This is a genomic window from Robertmurraya beringensis (assembly GCF_042433785.1).
Taxonomy (GTDB): Bacteria; Bacillota; Bacilli; order Bacillales; family Cytobacillaceae; genus Robertmurraya_A; species Robertmurraya_A beringensis.
This window is the reverse complement of record NZ_JBHLUU010000109.1, coordinates 22,242-43,091: the sequence shown is the minus strand read 5'-3', so window position 1 is coordinate 43,091 and position 20,850 is coordinate 22,242. Positions and strand designations below refer to the sequence as shown.

Annotated in this window: 14 protein-coding genes, 3 pseudogenes and 1 riboswitch; of the genes and pseudogenes, 12 read left to right on the top strand and 5 right to left on the bottom strand. The window is 34.6% G+C overall.

Annotation, left to right across the window (positions count from 1 at the left end):
- Positions 1-27: 27 nt before the first annotated feature.
- A complete protein-coding gene (locus ACFFHF_RS15980; RefSeq protein WP_340906676.1) occupies positions 28-918 on the bottom strand; it encodes a cytochrome c oxidase assembly protein in 891 nt (296 codons plus the stop codon).
- A gap of 391 nt (positions 919-1,309) precedes the next feature.
- Here ACFFHF_RS15980 and ACFFHF_RS15975 point away from each other — a divergent pair.
- The 8 genes and pseudogenes from ACFFHF_RS15975 to ltrA all read left to right on the top strand — a co-directional run.
- A pseudogene (locus tag ACFFHF_RS15975) lies at positions 1,310-1,453 on the top strand (transcriptional regulator); the annotation flags it as partial.
- Positions 1,454-2,001: 548 nt separating this feature from the next.
- Positions 2,002-2,139, top strand: coding sequence for a hypothetical protein (locus ACFFHF_RS15970; protein WP_160548498.1), 138 nt, complete (start codon positions 2,002-2,004; stop codon positions 2,137-2,139).
- On the top strand, positions 2,136-2,549 hold the full coding sequence (locus ACFFHF_RS15965; protein WP_160548499.1) for a type II toxin-antitoxin system death-on-curing family toxin: 414 nt from the start codon (positions 2,136-2,138) through the stop codon (positions 2,547-2,549). Before ACFFHF_RS15970 ends, ACFFHF_RS15965 begins: the two co-directional genes overlap by 4 nt.
- Positions 2,550-3,010: 461 nt before the next feature.
- Positions 3,011-4,305, top strand: a pseudogene (locus ACFFHF_RS15960) (IS110 family RNA-guided transposase).
- 539 nt (positions 4,306-4,844) lie between these two features.
- Positions 4,845-5,318 (top strand): hypothetical protein, encoded by a 474-nt coding sequence (locus tag ACFFHF_RS15955; protein WP_340906682.1) that lies wholly within the window; start codon positions 4,845-4,847, stop codon positions 5,316-5,318.
- A gap of 240 nt (positions 5,319-5,558) precedes the next feature.
- A riboswitch (cyclic di-AMP (ydaO/yuaA leader) is annotated at positions 5,559-5,686 on the top strand.
- 69 nt (positions 5,687-5,755) lie between these two features.
- A complete protein-coding gene (locus ACFFHF_RS15950) occupies positions 5,756-6,409 on the top strand; it encodes an NAD-binding protein (protein WP_160548501.1) in 654 nt (217 codons plus the stop codon).
- A 1-nt stretch (position 6,410) separates the two neighbouring features.
- Positions 6,411-7,730, top strand: coding sequence for a TrkH family potassium uptake protein (locus tag ACFFHF_RS15945; protein WP_160548502.1), 1,320 nt, complete (start codon positions 6,411-6,413; stop codon positions 7,728-7,730).
- Positions 7,731-8,696: 966 nt separating this feature from the next.
- Positions 8,697-10,506: pseudogene (ltrA, locus tag ACFFHF_RS15940) on the top strand (group II intron reverse transcriptase/maturase).
- 1,094 nt (positions 10,507-11,600) lie between these two features.
- On the opposite strand, the gene ACFFHF_RS15935 reads toward ltrA, so the two are convergent.
- Entirely contained in the window at positions 11,601-12,299 is a 699-nt protein-coding gene (locus ACFFHF_RS15935; protein ID WP_377058567.1) for a hypothetical protein, read from the bottom strand.
- A gap of 393 nt (positions 12,300-12,692) precedes the next feature.
- Here ACFFHF_RS15935 and ACFFHF_RS15930 point away from each other — a divergent pair, with 393 nt between their 5' ends.
- Positions 12,693-13,847 carry a helix-turn-helix domain-containing protein gene (locus ACFFHF_RS15930; RefSeq protein ID WP_377058566.1) on the top strand — a complete coding sequence of 385 codons (1,155 nt, stop codon included), beginning with the start codon at positions 12,693-12,695 and terminating at the stop codon, positions 13,845-13,847.
- Positions 13,822-14,367, top strand: coding sequence for a PIN domain-containing protein (locus ACFFHF_RS15925; protein ID WP_377058565.1), 546 nt, complete (start codon positions 13,822-13,824; stop codon positions 14,365-14,367). Before ACFFHF_RS15930 ends, ACFFHF_RS15925 begins: the two co-directional genes overlap by 26 nt.
- A gap of 327 nt (positions 14,368-14,694) precedes the next feature.
- Here the strand turns inward: ACFFHF_RS15925 and xerS are convergent, their stop codons facing one another.
- From xerS to ACFFHF_RS15910, 3 genes are all read right to left on the bottom strand, one after another.
- A complete protein-coding gene (gene xerS, locus ACFFHF_RS15920; protein ID WP_377058564.1) occupies positions 14,695-15,819 on the bottom strand; it encodes a tyrosine recombinase XerS in 1,125 nt (374 codons plus the stop codon).
- A 172-nt stretch (positions 15,820-15,991) separates the two neighbouring features.
- Positions 15,992-16,480: a hypothetical protein gene (locus ACFFHF_RS15915; RefSeq protein ID WP_377058563.1), complete on the bottom strand. Its 489-nt coding sequence runs from the start codon at positions 16,478-16,480 to the stop codon at positions 15,992-15,994.
- Positions 16,481-16,588: 108 nt separating this feature from the next.
- Positions 16,589-16,957 (bottom strand): hypothetical protein, encoded by a 369-nt coding sequence (locus tag ACFFHF_RS15910; protein WP_377058562.1) that lies wholly within the window; start codon positions 16,955-16,957, stop codon positions 16,589-16,591.
- Between the two features lie 1,749 nt (positions 16,958-18,706).
- On the opposite strand from ACFFHF_RS15910, the gene ACFFHF_RS15905 reads away from it, so the two are divergent.
- Complete coding sequence (locus ACFFHF_RS15905) at positions 18,707-20,104, top strand: alkaline phosphatase (RefSeq protein ID WP_160548507.1); 1,398 nt, start codon at positions 18,707-18,709, stop codon at positions 20,102-20,104.
- Between the two features lie 59 nt (positions 20,105-20,163).
- Positions 20,164-20,823, top strand: coding sequence for a DUF4352 domain-containing protein (locus ACFFHF_RS15900; protein WP_160548508.1), 660 nt, complete (start codon positions 20,164-20,166; stop codon positions 20,821-20,823).
- Positions 20,824-20,850: the final 27 nt, after the last annotated feature.

The window sequence follows — 20,850 nt, the reverse complement described above, 5'->3', positions numbered from 1 at the left end:
TACGAGTTTAGTACTCCAATAAGAGTATTACTTATAAAAAACTTTATCAGGAACGTAATCCTTTAAGCTTTCTATCTTTGCCCACTTAAAAAAGACATAACCAATAATTGAGCCAAACATAATCTCCTGAATAACTTTCATAATTACCCCACCTAACTGTTGATCATCTAATGGAGGTAACGCTTCAAAAAGCTGTGGTGCATTAGCATATGTCGTATACATAGGACTATCCGCAAAGATAATTAGAGCACATGCTGGCGTGAGTAAAACTCCAGCCCCAAATAGATAAGCAATTTTCTTGAGAGCTGATAAAGATTCTAAGCTTTTTGTTGGAGGTACAACTGGTAGCCACATGAAAAATGCTGTAATGGTCAAAATTATGTGAGTAATATTATGCAGTATAGTATTTGAAACTAATACATCAAATATCACCGGAATATGATAGAACGAAAATAAAACATTAAATAATAATAGAGAAATGAGGGGCTTCCTTAGGATTATAAATATCTTATATTTTTTAACAAAGTTGATAATCGGTGTAACCATTTGTTCTGACAAGCCTAGTAAAACCAAAGGGGGCATAACAATATAAATGAGTGATTGTTCAAGCATGTGAGCACTAAATTGATATTTGTCACCTAAAATATGTAGAGGACTTCCTAATGCGAGAAATATAATCATTAATCCGCAAAAGAACGTTACTTTCCCTAAACCATTAACAAAAATTTCTTTGCTTTTTCGTATTTTAAAAAGATAGATTCTAAGGATTAATAGGATTGAAATAAAAAGTAAGGGGTTCCAAAGTTCAAAAAAAGTATAACTAGAAAGTTCAAGGTGCTGGTCTTCTATACCTGAAGCATATACACCTCTCGGAAGATATGAGATGAAAAATACGATTAAAATTATGATTCCTTTCATGAAGGTCATAGGAAAACCTCTCTTCGTTAAATTTTTTTACAAAGTAATACTATCATATAAATTTGTTGAAAATGTGAAGAAACACATAAGTAAAGGTACATCCTCTAGTGAAACCAATTGTTTCTATAGTTTAAGTAGTAATTAATTAGTCTTTTGTATTAGTTTTGGCAAAGTTAGTCCTCTGTACCTCTATACCCCCATCTTGGCTTACCATGACAGCATCGGCAACTTCCTCTTCCTATACAATATTGACACCCACGAATACCAAATAGTTATTTAATAAGCAGTTCACATAGAAATAAATTATTTAACATTCAAACATCTAATTGACCAAAAGAAAAGTTTTACATATACTAATATACAAATAAACGTTTGAATAAGGGGTGTAGTGATGAAACACGATGATGTTTGTGAAATATCCTGTGTGGATGGAGAAAAAGTACAAAAAGTGAAGGAATCAGTCTCCAACCAAAACACTATCGCTGTTGCACAAATATTTAAGGCTCTTGCAGATGACACAAGGATTAAAATTGCTTGAGCGAAACCGCGACAAAATCGCAGAAAAATATAACAATTTACAAAGGCAAATAGCTCAAATTAACTAATAAATAGTTGCTTAAATTTAAATACTATATTATTCCTAATAGCTAAAATCTATAATACATATTAGAAGTTATGAATTTGTTTACTAGAAGTAATTAAAATATGCTTTATATTATTTGTAATATTGATGTGGCAGATAATCTTTAAGTCATTGATAACATCACATCTACAACATTTTGATCATTATTGAACTCACTACTCCTCTAGAAAAAGGGGACCATAGTGGGTTTTCTATATTTTGAAATAACCCTAAATCTATAATAAGAATAAGAATTAAACTACAATAGATTTTAGTCTAATCCGCGAATACTCACTAATTAGCCTAAATTATACATTATATGACACCTTCCGCTATTTTATTCTCATATTCCTTGAAAATTGTTTGAATTTAGTATAAAGTTTATATATACATCACACAATAAACCTGTTTAACATGGTATTAGAGGTGATTGTATGTGCAATAAGGAGGAAGACAACGAAATGGCTATAGATTTAACATATACTGAAAAGGAGCTGAAAGAAATGCAAAAAAACGCACGAAAAAAGAAAATTTTAGCTCTTGTAAATAAAGCATGTGATCGTAACGATGAAGCTCTTAGAAAGTTGAGTAAGAATTGAACTTTGAATATTTAACATATGAAGATTTATTAGCAATACATGATCTTGCACTAGAACGATACGGTGGTTTGGCAGGTTATGAAAAGGGTTGTGTAGAAGCAAAGGCTGCAATGCCACAAGAAGGGTTCGGCGATTTCGAATATTATCCTAGATTGTTTCTAAAAGCTGCAGTTTATATGTATTTCATTACTATTAATCATTGTTTTAAAGATGGAAACAAAAGAACTGGTTATTTAGCAGCTAGTACTTTTTTGAATTTGAATGGTTATAAAATTACCGTTTCAAATGAAGAGTTATTTAATAGATGTATAGAGATTGCTGACAAAAACTCTAGACCTTTACTAGAAGATGTTGAAATTTGGTTGGAAAAACATTCTGAGATTTATTATTACCAAGATGACCTTGATTAATGATTACTTATTTGTCTATATAGAGAGATAAGTAATCATTTTTTAATGCAAACTTTATGAATATGACTAAAATAGTTATTTATTAGCCACCACTATGTTTTGAAGAATTTTTTCTTTAAAGGTAACAGAGGACGTCAAAATGAAGAGTGCTTTTAGATATAAATTAATAATTCAACTATTCGTATAACACCAATTAACACTAATTACCGATTTAGTCTAAACCGCCTTAACCTATTGATATCAATGGGTTTTGGGCGTTTTTTTATGTGCTTAGGTTGTTCGCAAAATTTCTATTAACACTAATCGAACTTACCAAACATCCTTATTCAAGATATGGGGCAGCATTCCTGTAATGAATGAAAATGAGGTTTGAACAAAAAAATAACCTCTTGGTAGAATGAGAGAGTCCTAAAGCCGGCTAGCAAAAAGGACGAACTCAATTAACACCAGGAGGTCTTAAAATGAATTATAACCAAAATGAAAAGATTGCTCAAATCACTTCTCAAACTCTTATTATAGGTGTTGATATTGCCAAGTACAAGCATGTCGCACGTGCACAGGACTATAGAGGAATGGAGTTTGGTTCCCCGTGTTATTTTGATAATACCAAGCCAGGATTTGAACTGTTTCTCAATTGGATCAATCAATTAAAGCTAGAACAACAGATGCAAAAAGTGATAGTAGGAATGGAACCTACTGGCCACTATTGGCTAAACCTAGCACATATACAAAAAGAGAATGATATAAAGTTTGTCGCTGTGAACCCGATACATGTTAAGAGGAGTAAGGAACTTGACGATAATTCACCGACTAAAAACGATGTGAAAGACGCTAAGTCATCGCTCAGTTGGTCAAGGACGGGAGATATGCTGAACCAACGATTCCACAAGGTGTTTATGCAGAACTCCGCGTGGCGAAAAAAATACGTGATCTCCTAACTGATGACCTTCAAACGGTGCAAGGCCAGATTCACAACTGGCTAGATCGGTATTTTCCTGAGTTTTTAACCGTCTTTAAGAGTTGGGAAGGGAAAGCAGCCTTACAGTTTTTAAGGCTAGGAGCCTTACCACATGAACTGACTGATTTCACTAATCAGTTCTTATTGGAACATTTACGAAAGGCAGTTAGTCGGAGTGTGGGACTAAACAAAATACTAGAGTTAAAACAAGCAGCAAAAGAGTCCATCGGACTTCGCCAAGGTGCTGGTATGGCTAAATTAGAACTAGCAACTCTGCTTGATAAGTATGACTAGATACAAAAGAAGTTCGTAGAACTAGATGATAAGATAGATAACCTAATTGAACATATTCCTGGTGTTCAACAAATGTTAGCTATTAAGGGAGTAGGCAGAGATACGGTTGCCGGCTTCTTTGCGGAAGTAGGAAATCTTCAAGATTATTCTCACCCTAGACAAATCATAAAGCTAGCTGGACTGAGCTTGAAGGAGAACACCTCTGGCAAACATAAAGGACAAACAAAAATCACCAAACGAGGTAGGAAGAAGCTAAGGGCTCTCCTTTTCAGGGTTTGTATGATTATGGTTGCGAAGAATTCGGCTTTTAAAGCGTTGCATGCCTATTACACGCAGCGTCCGGATAATCCTCTAAAGAAAATGCAGTCTTTGATAGCCTTGTGCAATAAGTTAATACGTATATTATTTGCCATTGGTAAAAAACAATTTGAGTTTAGTGAAGAGCGAATGTTAAAGGATATCCCTCATATGAGAGTAAACGTAGAAGTTGAAAAAACAGCTTAAATCAGTAGGACCAGTATAGTAGAAAAGAGTTTTAGGTGTTAGAAGTCTCGTACATTTGAAGCACGGATTAGTCAGCAAAGCAATAAAACTTCGGGCAAGGACCCTGTGGGGCAGCATGACTGACATCCACCTCATGGAAAGGTTGGACGAAGGAATTTGAGAGCGAAGACTCTGTGAGGCATGGGAGGGTTGACCTCCATAAGATATGTGGATATCCACCAGTGCGATCATATTTTTACTCATCCACCATTTTTTTGTAAGTGCGTGGCTGATGAGCTATCAGTCTTTTTACTCCAAAGCTCCAAATTTATCCTTACGAGATAAATCCAACCATAGTATCGAGCTTAAACTCTAAAATTACAATTTATAAAATACTGAGAATACTGGAGAAAACGTGAGTTTTCACTTTGTTTATTGAGGGAGGTTTATGGAATAGGAACTATTCTTATTAGTAAAATCGTTGGTAATTGCATTAGGTATAAATAGAGAAGGATTTCTTCGGGAATGATATACACAAACAAATTGAAAGGTCGATGTTATTGAAGAAAAAGCAAATGTTTTCTCTAACTATGATAGTCATTCCTTGGCTTTCTGTTTTGTTTATGGACAAGAAATCATTCTTAAGGTATTTACCTGTTGCAAGTTTTGTTAATCTATTTATAAGTGTCTTTAGTGTCATCAGCAATAAGAAAAGATGGTGGAAAAATAAAAACCCATTCTCCCCAGGGAATGTAGATTTCTCATACATATTAGGGCCATACTTTGTAGCAACATTATGGATATTTAAATTTACTTATGGTAATTTCCCGAAATATTTGATTGTTAATGTAATGCTAAATATCTTTAATGCTTTTCCTATGGCTACTGTGTGGGAAAAGGTGGGTGCATTTAAATTTAAAAAAATCACTCATACTAGCTGGTACTTTATTTGTATATTGCTATCAATTATTATCTACGGATATCAATATGTCATCGAAAAAACGATTGTAAATGAGAGTAGACTAAAATTATAGTTATAAAATATATCGCTTACGCTAGCTACTGTTAAAAGGGTGTTGATCCAGAGGTGGATTAATGCCTATTTCTGTTGAATTTCTTTGTTGTATAAAAGAAGCAGTTTTACTCAAGAGGAATAGCAAAAAAATAAAGACATAAAACAAAGTTACGCTTTGTAGATATTTTCTTCTAGATTCAACATTTAAACCACTTATTGACAACGAGAAAAAGTGGATATATATTTGTCTAAGAAAAAATTAAATGAAATGCCTAATCTAAATTGAGCGGGGGAACCAATCTTTTGGGGTGAATCTACGTTTAGTAGAAGGAGACTCTCAACTCCTAATCCGTCAGCTAACCTCGTAGGCGAATTGAGGGTGGAATGTATTTAATGATACGGGCCATTCTATTTTTTAGAATGGTCTTTTTTATTTTCTGGAAAGGACGGAGACAAATGAAGCAAATAGCCGTACTAGGATTGGGTAGATTTGGAGGGAGTTTAGTTAAAGAATTTAATGAATTAGGAATTGATACAATGGCAGTAGACAAAAGCATAGACAAAGTAAATGAATTTGCTTCTTATGCCACTCATGCTATCCAAGCAAATACTCTTGATGAACCTACTCTGAAGCATTTAGGTATTAGAAATTTTGATTTAGTGGTTGTCTCATTCGGAGACGATATTGAAGCAAGTATCTTAACTACCCTCCATTTAAAAGAGCTGGGAGTTAAGCAAGTGTGGGCAAAGGCTCAAAATGACTATCATCATAAAGTTTTAGATAAAATTGGTGCGGATCGAATTATTCACCCAGAAAGGGACATGGCCAAACGGGTAGCCCATTATATCGCATCCGAAAAAATTATTGATTATATTGAACTTTCTAAGGACCATAGTATCGTTGAAATAGTAGCATCCGATAAATTACATAATCAAACTTTACTTGAACTCGATGTTAGAGCAAAATATGGGTGCAGTGTGGTTGCTGTTCAGCGCGGGGAGGACGTAATTGTTGCACCAGTAGCGGAAGAGGTATTACAAAAAGGAGATGTTTTGATTGTGATAGGACATAATTCCGATTTAAACCGTTTTGAAGAAAAAGGTGTGTAACATGAAAAATAAATTTATAAACGTAAATCCGTCGCAATTATTGGTTTTGGTTTTTGCTATTTCTATACTATTGGGTACAATTCTTCTTAAACTTCCTTTTGCAACGACAACTACTGTTAGTTGGCTGGATGCACTTTTTACAGCTACATCAGCCATGACAGTTACAGGCCTTGTAGTTGTTGATACAGAAACAGCCTATACTCTTTTTGGTGAGATCGTCATTGCTTCTTTAATTCAGTTAGGGGGATTAGGGATCATGTCCTTTGCTGTCCTTATCTACTTGGTTCTTGGAAGGAAGATTGGTTTTAAAGAAAGAGTTCTCGTCCAACAGGCTTTAAATCAAACTTCTCTAGGAGGGATTGTTCAATTAGTAAGAAATCTATTCATCTTTTCATTAGGTATCGAGCTAATAGCCATGATTTTACTATCTCTGCGTTGGGTTCCTGAAATGGGGTTTGCTAAAGGAATCTATTATAGCTTTTTTCATTCTATTTCAGCCTTTAATAATGCTGGATTTGCCTTATGGTCTGACGGTTTAAGCCGTTATGTTGGAGATCCAGTTGTTAATATTGTTATAACTTTACTCTTTATCATAGGGGGAATTGGCTTTACCGTTTTAGCCGACCTAAAGAATAAACGAACGTTTCAAAAGCTTAGCCTACATTCGAAAATTATGATCATTGGTACGTTTGTTATAAACCTATTAGCCATGTTCTTTATATTCTTCTTGGAATATGGAAACCCCAATTCATTAGGGTCCTTATCTGTAGTGGAAAAATGGTGGGCATCGTATTTTCAAGCTGTTACGCCTAGGACAGCAGGATTTAACACTTTAGATATTGGGAGTTTAACCGACCCCACTATTCATCTAATGATTCTCTTAATGTTTGTAGGTGCTGGAAGTGCTTCTACAGGTGGGGGAATTAAACTAACCACATTCTTAATTATTGTGTTGACGGTTGTTACTTATTTAAAAGGAAAAAAAGAAATCGTTGTTGCTAGAAGATCTATAAGCGATACCATCATTTTTCGGTCACTTGCTATTACTATGATTGCTCTAACATTAGTATTTTTAGCTGTCTTTGTATTAACCATTACGGAGGATTCAACTTTCTTACCAATTTTGTTTGAGGTTGTTTCTGCTTTTGGTACCGTAGGCTTATCTATGGGGATTACTGCTTCCCTTTCAATTATTGGTAAGATAGTTATTATCATAGTCATGTTCACTGGTAAATTAGGGCCATTAACACTCGCATTTTCTCTTGCACGGCAGGAAAAATCTAAAATACGTTATCCTCAAGAGGATGTTTTAACAGGATAAGTATGTATGATTCATTTGGCCACCTTTAAGGTGGCTTTATTAAAGATATTTCAAGTTTGTGATAGGGGGCATTAATTTAGAAAGATTAATGCTTTTTCTTATGGAATCTTTTATTGCAGTTAAGGGCAGCATCCTTTAATGAGATAATGAGAATGAAATTTAAAGCTATGATTGTGAACCCATACACTTAAATAATAGGGGGCTTTTATTGTGCGAAATGTTTCTGGCTCAAATTGAGATTGGCTACAATACTCAGGTAAAGGTCAGACAGTTCCTGTCGGAACTGAAGGGTTATATCGAAGAATCAAATGATGGGGTAACGCCCTGAAGGGTTCTCTCTTAGTCGAATAGCATTTGAGTTAGTAAGAATGATAGTGTTATAAGCTCGGCGAAAAGGCGTGAGAAATTACCGTAGCAGTTTTGGCTGCCGAAAGCCTCCTCGATGGAGTGGTGTAATTCATGGTGCTTGAGTTGATTGAATATGGTGAGAATGCAAATAAACCTATAATAAAAGGTTAAGCTGACGAACTTCTGAATGTACGGGTCTACACGCCCAATACATAGAAATGTGTATATCACTTAATGTGAGGTTAACAGTGGATGAGTAAGACTAACAAATATAAAAGTCCATGATATGTTACAGGCATATGAACGGTTAACAGGCTTACAGGAAGCACCTAAGTTCATTCTATAATAGATATAATTCAACATTGTAAGCTGATATCGTGGAGAGCTTACTCTCTAAGAAGCGTTGATAAGGAAAGCAGTAATGAAAATAGTTACTGTATAACTTGTCTTTGTATCAGTGAAAGTGGTGGCACAGTACCAAGGAAAGGTCTAATCAACCTGGAGGGATAGCCACTAGACTAAAAAGAATCATTCAACCATGTAACACAGTTCTTTATCGGTTAATAAGGTTCTTGTGAGACTAAGAGAGGTTCAACTCCCAAGGGAGTCACCAACTTGTTGAAACGGAAGAAACTGAGACACAATGAATATTACGATATGCAACATTGCTTCGATAATTTATATTCTCAAAGTGTCGATGGTCAAAATTTCTATGACTTAATGAAACTGATCAGATCCGATGAAAATATACGTCTTGCTTATCGAAACATTAAAAGAAACACAGGGAGTAAAACAGCAGGGACAAATAAATTAACCATTGATGACATTAAGCATTTGTCGGTAGAAGGAGTAATTGAACACGTTCAAAATTCGCTTCAATCATACAAACCAGAATGTGTACGACGAGTTTTTATTCCTAAAGCAAATGGAAAAGTAAGACCACTAGGAATACCGACAATCTGGGACAGAATTATCCAACAATGTATCTTACAAGTCTTAGAACCCATCTGTGAAGCAAAATTTCATAAACATAGTTACGGCTTTAGACCAAATAGAAGTACCCACCATGCAAAAGCGAGATTAGAATCGCTTATCAATATGGCGGGTCTTTATCATTGTGTAGATGTGGACATAAAAGGATTTTTTGATAACGTCAACCATAGTAAGTTACTCAAACAAATATGGTCTATGGGCATTAAAGATAAATCCTTACTCTCTATTATTTCAAAGCTATTGAAAGCAGAGATTGAAGGAGAGGGTTTGCCAACCAAAGGAACCCCGCAAGGGGGAATACTTTCACCACTCTTATCAAATATTGTTCTAAATGAACTGGATTGGTGGGTCAGTAATCAATGGGAAACGTTTAAGAGTAACCATGAATATAAACAGAATGGAAGTAGAGTTAAGCAACTCAAGAAGTCAAACCTAAAGGAATGTTACATTGTCAGGTACGCTGATGATTTTAAGGTACTCTGTCACTCGCTCGCAAGCGATAAAAATGAATTATGCGATTACGGATTTTCTAAAAAACAGATTACATCTAGAGACAAGTGATGAAAAATCGAAGGTTATCAATTTAAAGAAGAATTCTTCCGAATTCCTTGGGTTCTCATTTCGAGCGATACAAAAAGGGAAAACTAGGTTTGGATTTGTAGCACAATCCAATATGACGAAGAAAGCTAAGTCCAATGCCCTCATTAAAATTAAAGATTCTATAAAAACAATACAGAAAAAACCGTGTGCCGAAACAGTTTGGCACTACAATACAGTAGTAATGGGAATTCAAAACTATTACGCACCAGCAACTAACATTTCTAATAATTTAAGTGAGTTGTCCTCCCACCTAAACAAGACTTTATATAATCGACTAAAGCATTTCAGAACAAAAGCTAAGTTTGATGAAATGACTACCACGCTCCAAAAACGCTATAAAGGATATTCACCACAATTCTTTAAAATTCAAAACATGGTGTTTGTCCCTATCTATGCCCAACGGCATAAAACGAATCTTTGCTTCTCGCAAGATATAAGTAATTATACTGCCGAAGGTAGAAAGAAAATACACAACAATTTAAAAGCGATTAACAAGAGCGTTTTAAGTCATGTCATGAAAATCTTTATTCCAAATCGAACGATTGAATATAACGATAACCGCATTAGCAAGTTCATTGCTCAATATGGAAAATGTGCAGTTACAGGAGCAGAACTTGGTAAGAGTGATTGGCATTGTCATCATAAGATTCCTTACCATATCTCAAAGGATGACCGTTATTCAAACTTGATAGTTCTACATGAAACTCTTCACAGGCTCGTACATCTGAAAGATATTAATAAAATTAATTCTATTCTTGATGATTTACAACTGAACAGCAAACTAAAGGGAAAAGTAAATGAACTCAGAAGCTTATGTAAAAACTATACGATTTGATTGGAATTAAACTAATTTCACTTGAGTACATAGAATTGAATGAATTGGATTAGTTGGAACGCCGTATGCGGTGAAAGTCGCACGTACGGTGTGAACAGGGGGAAAAGGGAGCGATAATCTCAAACCCTTACCTATCTGTATTAATAACATGTTTCAAAAGGAACTTCAATGTTGCTGCAAGTGAGTAATAATCTTAGAAGGGTTAAAACTCTTTTTATATCAAAAAGGTTTACTTTTGAGAGTACTAATACAGACTTTTAGAGATATCGCGTAAGCTGGTAACGGTAAAGGGGACCTATAAGAAGTAACACCAGTTAGAAAAAATGACGAGTGACATCATAATACTAAAACCAAAAAGCCTTTCAGTATTATTGTGTCATTTTATATTAAGTATCTTTGTGTCATTTTATTAATTCATGTCGCAATCTTTAATAAAATGGATTCCAGGTGCAAATAATTAAAGTAGATGCTCTAAATTAATCTAAAGACACTGAAAAAAACATCAGTTCAGTATGTTTGTGTCACTCTTGTAAGTATTTTTGTGTCGCTCGAGTCAGAACAAAGGGAACAGTATAGTAATAGAAAAGGTACTTCAACAATTCGTATAACACCAATTTTGTGAATTATTTAAAAAGGTGTTATAGACTCCGTATTTTGTCCTATTGTATATAGAATAGAAAAATATGTTCAATTCTGCATTAAGGGTTTGCGGAACAATGTTAAAAAACATAGTGGTTATCTAGACACATATAGGCGAGACGAAAACAAATAGTTTCCTTCAGATGGTATCTTTAGTGGAGAAAGTGTAGAGCATTCTATGCTGTTGTAGCAGCGAAAAAGGCTTCGCTTACCCCAAAAATGGTTGAATTTAATATTACTATTCATGATTATTAACAAAAAAGTATAGATAATTTAAGAAAAGAAATTTTTAGATAATTTAATTGATTATCTTGGATACACAAAAACAATGCTATTTCATTTCAAAACCAGAGAGGAAGTCGTCTCTGGTTTTACTTTTTGTTTTTATTCATAGTAGTAGGGGGGAAATATAATAAGACAGATGACATTTCGGTCACCTGTCTTTTATTGTACTTCTATTCGTTATAAGAATAATGTACAGTGAATATTGGGTCTAAACGATAATCAAAAGAAACAACAGTTTTGTTGGTAGCAGGAATTGGGGTAAAGTATTTCTGAAGTTCCGCTCCATTTTCATCGATTCCTTTTGTTAAGTTTTGATCAACAATCGCGCTAGTTGGCAACAACACCACTAATTCGACTCTACCTCCACTTGGGTACAGTTGTAACCCGGAGAAAGGAAGTTGAGTAACAAATTCATAATGATTTGGTTGTCCTGGTACTTCATAAATGTTGTGCTCATAGGTGATTTCATAAACGAAATGACCTTCCTTTGAACGTCCTGGAAGTTTCGTCAATTCGGTTTTTTTCATTACAGAAACTAGAATGGCCTTGTTTACATCATCCAAGACCTCTCTTAGATTTCCTAACACTGCGTATTCCTGGATATCTTCTGTGCTTTCAAGAATGTCAGCTTTTAGTGGAATCATTGGCAGCTGAAACTGTTCCCCTCTTGATTCAGCATCCTTTCGTAGAAATTCCAATACATGCGGTGGAACACTAGTCCCAGATGGAATGTACCAAAATTGCCCTTCTGGAATTGCCTCAACAGTTTGAAGGAGAGTTTGAACTTTAACCCGGTCAGAACGCCCTTCATTGTAACGGGAAAGCCTTTGAATAGTTGCGGTCATTTCCTGCAAAAAAATAATGTTCATTTTTCTTACCTCCATAGAGTTTGTTATAGATGGAGGTTTTTCCGCAAAAGACCTACTACCATTGATTCCCCTTTCTTTACACAATCACATGGATAAGCCTTGTTCCGTATTTTCCATTCCTTTATAGGACAATTTACATTGCCTTTTTTAAAAAAATTTTATATAATGCTTATATGTTTAATAATGGAACGTAGACATCCCTTTAACTGATATTGCCGTATCAGTATGATTGGTTGGTCTATGGTAAAAACAACTATCTGATTATTAGTATAGTTGTTTTTTTTTATGTGGTCAAGCGAACAAGAAACTATTCTTTACATTATAAGTATAATATAATGAAAATAAGGAAAGAATTTTTAACATAAGATTCAACTAAGAGGAGGTGTGTTTAAGATGGAAGACATAGCGAAGGTGATTGGACAGAACATCGAAAGGTTGAAGCAATCTAAAGGATTAACCAATGAAGACATCGGTAACATAATTGGGGTGACCAGAGTTACAGTAGCTAAATACCTATCGGGTGATCAGGTCATTGATAGTGCCAGATTATTTAGGTTAGCTAATAAATATAACCTGCCATTAAAATGGTTCTTAGTTTCAGATGAAGAATCCATGTCATTTATGTTTAGAGCTGATAATCCTCAGGAAAACTTTGACGATGATTTAGCCCATTATCTAAACAAATTTCTTAATGAATACATCCGAATCTTGGAATTGGCTGGAGAAAATAACTTAGCTTTTTTGCCTCAAGCATATAAATTACATCTAAAAGAAAATAAACTGACTGATGATGACCATGAATTGATAAAAGAAATTGCCGAAAAACAAAGAAAAGCATTTGGTGTGGATGAGGTTATTGATTATGACATCTATTCCATACTTGAAAAAAATAATATTAATGTGTTGGCATTAAGATTGTACAATAGTAAGATATTTGGATTATCGGCTTATTCAGAGGATAAGGGTGCTTTTATCATCATTAATGATCATCCTGATATCCCTGAGGAGAGAAAGATATTTAGTGCTGTTCATGAACTAGGGCACCTTATCTTCCACAGAGAGGATTATGACAGGGAGCCGGGAGAATTAGCATATAGTAAATCACGTAATAATATAAACGAAAAAGTAGTTGATAATTTTTCAAGTTATTTCTTAATTCCAAGAAATCAACTTAAAGGATATAAAAAGCTATTCCGAGGATTTATTTCAAATTTCAGCAATGTTTATGAAGTTAAAAAGGAATTTGGGGTTAGCGCAAAGGCTCTGCTGATGGCTTTAAAAGAAGAAGGATATATAGAACAAAAGACTTTTGGAGCATTATTTAACAACTTAAAAAGAATGGGGTTTGATTTTAAAGAGCCACAACCTATTGAATATATTGAAAAAAATAAAAAAATGAAATCCATTCTTCGTAGATTATACTTAGAAGATAAGGTGACTACAAATAAGGTTGCCGAATTGTTATTATTAAACGACAAGGAGGCACGCCTGCTTGTTAAAGCATGGGCTGAAGAAGAGGACTATGGAGATCAATATACAGAAGATTAGAAGCCTTTTAGGCAGAGTAGGAGTATTAGATAATAATATCCTAAATGATTTCACAGAACTTCAATGTATATCTTTAATTAATAAAGTTTTTGTAAAAGTCTATATTCCCCAAAGTATACTGGATCGTGAAGCAATACTTGAAACCATTCAATCTAATATGGAGTGGTTGGAGTACCAACCAACCGCCTTAGAACAATTCGAATCCTTTGAGTTTTTATCGAGAATATTGGATGAAAAGCCGGCTCTTTCTGAATATGATGCCGAATGTATTGCTATTGCAAGGAAAAAAATGATTTACTGTACATCAAATGAAAAAAGAGTCATGAGTATTTGCCAAGAATATGAAATCGAATGTACAGGGACGGTGGGAATACTTTGTTGTGCATTCGAGCACGGACTTATCAGTGAGGGAGAATTCCATCGTTTAGTAAAAAAATTGTTCTCTCCGGAATGCTCAGCTTATTTAGGGCGTAAAGTAAAGCATGCCTTATTTTCTTACTATAAAATAAAAGAGTCATAAAGAAGGATTTCAGTAGCGAAGAATATAAATGAAGTAAGTTAGGTAGAAAAGGACCCTGAAAGTGGTCCGTTTTTTTTCACATATATGCTTTAGTTTATACTTCGACAGAGTTCTCTTTGAATTCAACTATTTGATAATACTTACATTACGAATTATCGAAGAAAGATAGATTTTCGAAACCTTGATTCCATTGTTTACTTTGATTTGCTTTGACAAGAGCATCTAAAGTTTATACTATATTTTTAACAGAACCCACCACGCCTCTTAACAATGCGGACCAAGGTGGGTCATTTTTTATCCATTTAGATTTATAATTGTATTTTGGAGTTATTTTCTAGTAGATTCAATGTGATCTATGACTTTTTTACTTTCCTCAATAGATAAGTTTGTATACTTGGTAGTTGTTTCAAATGAACTGTGGCCCAGTTGGTCTCTCAATAAAACTGCTCCACCACCTTTACGAACCCATTCGCTTGCAAAGGAGTGACGAAATTTATGCGGACTTAAAGCTTTTCCAATTTCAAATTCTTCATTTGAATTAAAGGCCCGGGTGTATTTCTCCACAAGACTCTGAATAGCTCGGACAGATATAGGTTGAGCAGCCCCTTTATATTTAGCCAAAAATACGTAAGGTTCATTGTTTTGAGGTTTATATCGCTCTTGTCTAACACGTAAGTATTCCTTTAAATCATTCATGGCAGAAGGGAGGACTAATACTGTATCCGCCTTGTTTCCTTTGCGGACAATATCAATCTGCTCTTTTTGAAAATCAATAGAGTGAAGGGTGAGGCTAGCAATTTCACTTACCCGAACACCGCTGCCTAACATCATACTAATAAGAGCTATGTCACGTTCCTTGTCTCTTAGAAAGAGAGACTTCTTCTTTGGTTCCAGATTCTTCTCATATCCGTTCTTCAAATAATTTAGGAATTCCGTAATCTCGTCGTCTCCTAATATTACTGAACTTATTTTCCTTGCACGGTTGCTAGCGGTTGCTTTTTCTTTCCCTACAACTATTTTCTTAAATACGTTTCTATAAAAATAACATTCACCATTTTCATCTTCAGTTTCCGTTGTTAAATAGTTAAATAAAGATTTAAGAGCGCTTATATTCCGATGAACTGACTGCTCTGAACGCTTTTTAATTACATTTTCGCGTTCACTGATGTTTTCTTCTTCCAAGAATTCCTTATAATATTCCACGTTCTCTTTGCTAAGTATCTCTAAAATAGAGAGTGGTGTGTCCTTAATGTGATTTACTTGAGTTAAACCTTCCGACTTCAGCCATTCAAAGAACTTTTGAAAGTCGTGAACATAGCCAAGGAGAGTAGAAACAGAAAATTTCGCTCGTTTTTTTGCACGGATGTACTCAATAACATATTCCGGCATATCAACCAATTTACTTTCTAAGCGTTTTTCGTGCATTAATTTTTCACGAGAAGGACCAGCCATTATACATCATCACCTTATTTGTCGGATTTTGTCGAAAGTATGCGTGAAATCCAATCTTTACGCATAGTTAACCATAATTTATTTATTATCAACTAAATGAAAGTTATCCATTACTAAGAGGAAGTCTAATAACAAATTCAATAGTGAAAGAAAAAATTTCGAAAATAAAGTATTAGTTACTTATAAAAGTATTTCTTCCATACCCAGTTAATTGATCTCTATAACCTTGTAGTAAGCGTAGTTTTGCATTAGTGTAGCCCATGTTTTCCCTTAATTCCTTAGTTGTGATTAAAGGGTTTTCTAATAGAATCTTTTGAACCTTGCTTAACTCATTAATATCGTAATGTGTTTTATGAACCATAAAAGGGGAGAGATGCTCTCCAATATTAATAGGAGCTAACTCCTCACTACCTGTCCACTCGAATAATCTAATCTGTTTTTGAAACTTTAATAGGTTATCTTGTTCAATCAAAAACCTATAAATAACGTCACTTTTTATAGCAGCTATATCTGTATCCTCCATATAACTTTTCTCAAGTAAGAAAACTACAATTCCCATAAATGTGTCTATTATTTGAAGAGGGATGGACTTCTTCGAGTCTTGAGAGATGGCTTTAAGGATTCGATAATTCTTATTTCTGTAGGCAGAATGGGCATTCATTTGTTCGACTAGCTTTTCATTTAATTTAATTCGATCGTATTCATCGTTTTTATCGATTTTTATTTTTACCTGTACTAATTGATTTGCATGGTCTAAGTGGGATAAATCTCAGGTCAGGCCATAAAATAGCCTTTCTGGGATCTTTATGTAGAATAAATTACGCAATTCTTGTGTACTTAATCCTATTTTGGCGGCCGAGGCAAGAGCATCCTGGTTATTTACAATTAGAATGTTAATTCTCATATTCTCATTAATGGCTGTATGTAAGGCTTGGAAATACTTTTTTATATGACGGTCTTTAGTGTATTCAGTAAAGTGTAGCTCGCTTTTAGATCCACTGCTTTTAAATATTTTGCGTATCTTTTCAACGATGACCGCTAATGAAGTGTCTAACTCACCATAATCTCCATAATATGAATACTGCTTATTGAATTGATCAATTTTATTAGATTCGTCGAAATAAATTAAATAGTTCATAGGCGTCTCCAATATGGCATTAGGTTGTTTTGGTTGACTAAAAGAATATTAATAGGTAATATATTTAAGTAAGTTGTATCTGTTTCCCCGCTACCGATTACTGCAGGGCTGCACTACAACCTTGTATTAGTTTTTCCCCGCTACCGTTTATTGCAGGGCTGAACTAATCGACATACTTATAAATGTACTAAGAGACTAGAATTAATGATTTCTAGTCTCTTTTATTATATCAAACAGATGTTCTATATGTCTATTTCCAACTGTGCATTAAATTACGATTTAACGCGAAGTTACTATGTGACTACTCATAAAAATTGAAGCCTGCGTGATTAATCACCGACTTGGAAGCACTTATAGATGAATATGTAGAAGATATTGATTTTCCGCACATTATCTTCCTCCAAACTACAATGAACTCCTTACTTTCATAAAAACTAGAAAAATGAATTCTTAACATACTGCCTCTCGACGTTAATTATATTTAACAAGCTACATCCAGTTTACGACAAGAATTATTATAAAACAATAATTCATAGTAATAGCATTGTAAAGAACGTTTGTTCTGTAACGAAAAATAAAATGGTGATTTATTTATGGCAATATCAGAGCAATATGAAAATTACGAAAGTCGTTTGGAACTCCTTTTAAAAGAAATGCCATACTATGTAGTTAACTATGTTCGACGCTTAACAAGATATCCGCTCCCCCCTAACTCTATTTAACTAGGTAAGGGATTTAGAGATTTCTTTAATTGGTTAAAAGCTGAAGGCATTGCTAAGTGTGAATCCATTAAGGATATTCCCCCTACTACACTTGAGAATATTACTCTGGAAGAAGCAAGAAACTAATTCAAATTCGTTTCAAGAAAAATTACAGAGTATTTATAAATGAAAATGAAACAAAAGAATCCATCCTAAAACAGTTAATAGTCAAAAGTCTTCCCTTCGATCTCTTTAGAAGTAGTTACTGAAGCCTTTAATGAGTTTGCAAAAACCTTACTTAAAAATATTTATTGGGGATAAAGAACCGGAGTTTTTAGATTAATAAAGACAGATTATGAAGTCTCCCTCACACCTGCTGAATTAAAATATTTTATTAGTATCCTTTCCCTATTTTTAGAAGCGGAATCCATGTTAATGAGCTATCTAATCTACGCGTCAAAGACTTGGATTTTTCATCAAGTGAAAGAGTAAATATCATTCGCATCAAAGATAAACGTTTCTTTACCTGGTTTTGGGTAAACTCTATCTTCCTCCAGCATTTAGGCGGCTGCCTAACTACTTGCTACAAGGTCCCCTTCATAAACAAATTTAATTACCCATTTCCAGCGAGAGTCGTCAAATCCAATATTATTCCATCCTTCTACTTTTCCCTCAAGACGCGTATCATATACTTCACCTTAATTTAATCAATAAGCTGTACTGGCCCCTCTGTTGATTCCAATAGAATTCCTCGGAAGTAATGACCTCGTGTGGTAATAAGTTCTCGAATTTTATATTGCCGAGTGGTTTTAGGTGTTTTTATAGAAGTTTATTAAGAAATTGTAAAGAGAAAAACTAGAAAATATAAAACACTAGGATAAATCACCTAATATTTTAGTCTATATATTAAAAAAGAGCTTTTTTTATGAAAAACAGTTCCTTTTTACTAAAGTTGTAAATTTACAAAACTAGCAAGCAAGCTTAATAGTAGCTTCATATTCATTACATAACATATACCATGTAATTATAAATAAGAGGAGGAAATTTGATGTTTAATAAATCATTTAAGAAGAAGTTCATTCCGTTTGCAGCCGTCACAACGTTGGCGCTAACAAGTTTAGTAGGATCATTTTCCACAACTGAGGTAGAGGCAAAATCTACAAACAACAATGCTGAAATCAAAAATGTTATTTTCTTAATTGGAGATGGAATGGGAGTTTCCTATACGTCTGCTTATCGATATATGACTGACAGCGACAATTCTAAACTTGTAGGAAAATCAGCATTCGATAATTATCTCGTTGGGCAACAAATGACATATCCCGAGGACCCTAAACAAAACGTAACAGATTCAGCATCTGCAGCAACTGCTATGTCTGCAGGTATTAAAACGTACAATAATGCAATTGCAGTGGACAATGATGGTTCAGAAGTAAAAACTGTATTAGAATCAGCAAAAGAAAGCGGCAAAGCTACTGGTTTAGTGGCAACTTCTGAAATTACCCACGCTACACCAGCATCATTCGGTTCTCATGATGAGAGTAGAAAAAATATGAATGCTATTGCAGATGATTATTTTGATGATTTAATTAATGGGAAGCAAAAGGTAGACGTTTTACTTGGTGGTGGTACAAGCCTATTTGATCGTCCAGATCGTGATTTAACAGCAGAATTCCAAGAAGCTGGATATAGCTATGTAACGAACAAGGAAGACCTATTAAAAGATACAAATGATAGAATCCTAGGATTGTTTGCGGAAGGTGGACTTCCGAAGATGATTGACCGTACAGAAGACGTACCTTCATTAGAAGAGATGACAAATACAGCAATTGATCGTTTATCAAAAGATAAAGATGGTTTCTTCCTAATGATTGAAGGAAGCCAAATCGACTGGGCTGGCCATGATAACGACATCGTTGGTGCGATGAGTGAAATGGAAGACTTTGAAAAAGCATTTAAAGCAGCTATTGAGTTTGCAAAAAAGGATAAGCATACATTAGTAGTAGCTACAGCTGACCACTCAACTGGTGGATACTCAATTGGTGCTGACGGAATCTACAACTGGTTCGGTGAGCCAATTAAAGCAGCTAAGCGCACTCCTGACGTTATGGCAGCTGAAATTTCATCAGGGGCTGGTGTAAGAGAAACATTGACAAAGTATATTGACCAAAACATTCTTGCTTTAACAAATGCTGAAATTACTTCGGTAGAGGCTGCTGTTTCAAAAGGTACTGTAGAAATTGATAATGCAATCGAAAACATCTTTAACAAACGTTCTCACACTGGTTGGACAACTGGTGGACATACAGGGGAAGACGTTCCTGTTTATGCATATGGCCCAGCTAGTGATCGATTTGCAGGTCAAATCGACAACACCGATCATGCGAAAATCATCTTTGACTTATTAGAAAAAGGAAAAAACAAGACAGTTATTAACGATAAATAAAGAATAGAAAAGAATCCCGTTGGAAGGCAACGGGTTCTTTTTCTTCAAAGGAGACTACTATGAAAAAAATTACTATAGCATTCATTCTCTTACTTTTAATTGTGATGACAGCTTGTAATAACGAAACGAAGTTAAGCGAAGCCAAAGTTACAGCTACAGAAACTGCAACAGCCAAGCAATCAGCTAAAGGGACAACTGAATATGCTCCAAACCCTCAGGTACCAGATGATCGTGAACTTGATGAAATTGGCGAGGTACTTTCAGACCGTAAAGGGGAAATCACCCTTCTAAATCAGCTTACACCAAATGAAACCGTTAATCTTGGACCCATTCAGTTGGTAGTAAAAGAAGTCAAGACGATTCACCTGCGTCCTGACTATGGAATGATTGATTATTTCCACGTGTTAACTCATGATGAAGAATTTGATTTCGTAAAGGTATTCTTTGAAGTAACTAACACATCAAACGAAAAAGTAAACTTTGGTCCTGTTGCACTTGTTGAAACAAGTGAGGGTGAAAAGGTCACATGGGAAAAAGATATTTACCTAGACGAATTACACGGTGTATATGCTCCTGGTGAAAAGAAGCAGGGGAATGTTGGCTTTATCTTAGAAAACTCAAACATCCAGTCGTTTAAACTACTTACAAGCGATGTGTTTGATCAAAAAGAGAATTTAATCCAAAAAGGTCAGGAATTAGAATTTCAATTTAACCAGTGAAGCCACTCGTAGGAGTGGTTTTTTAAT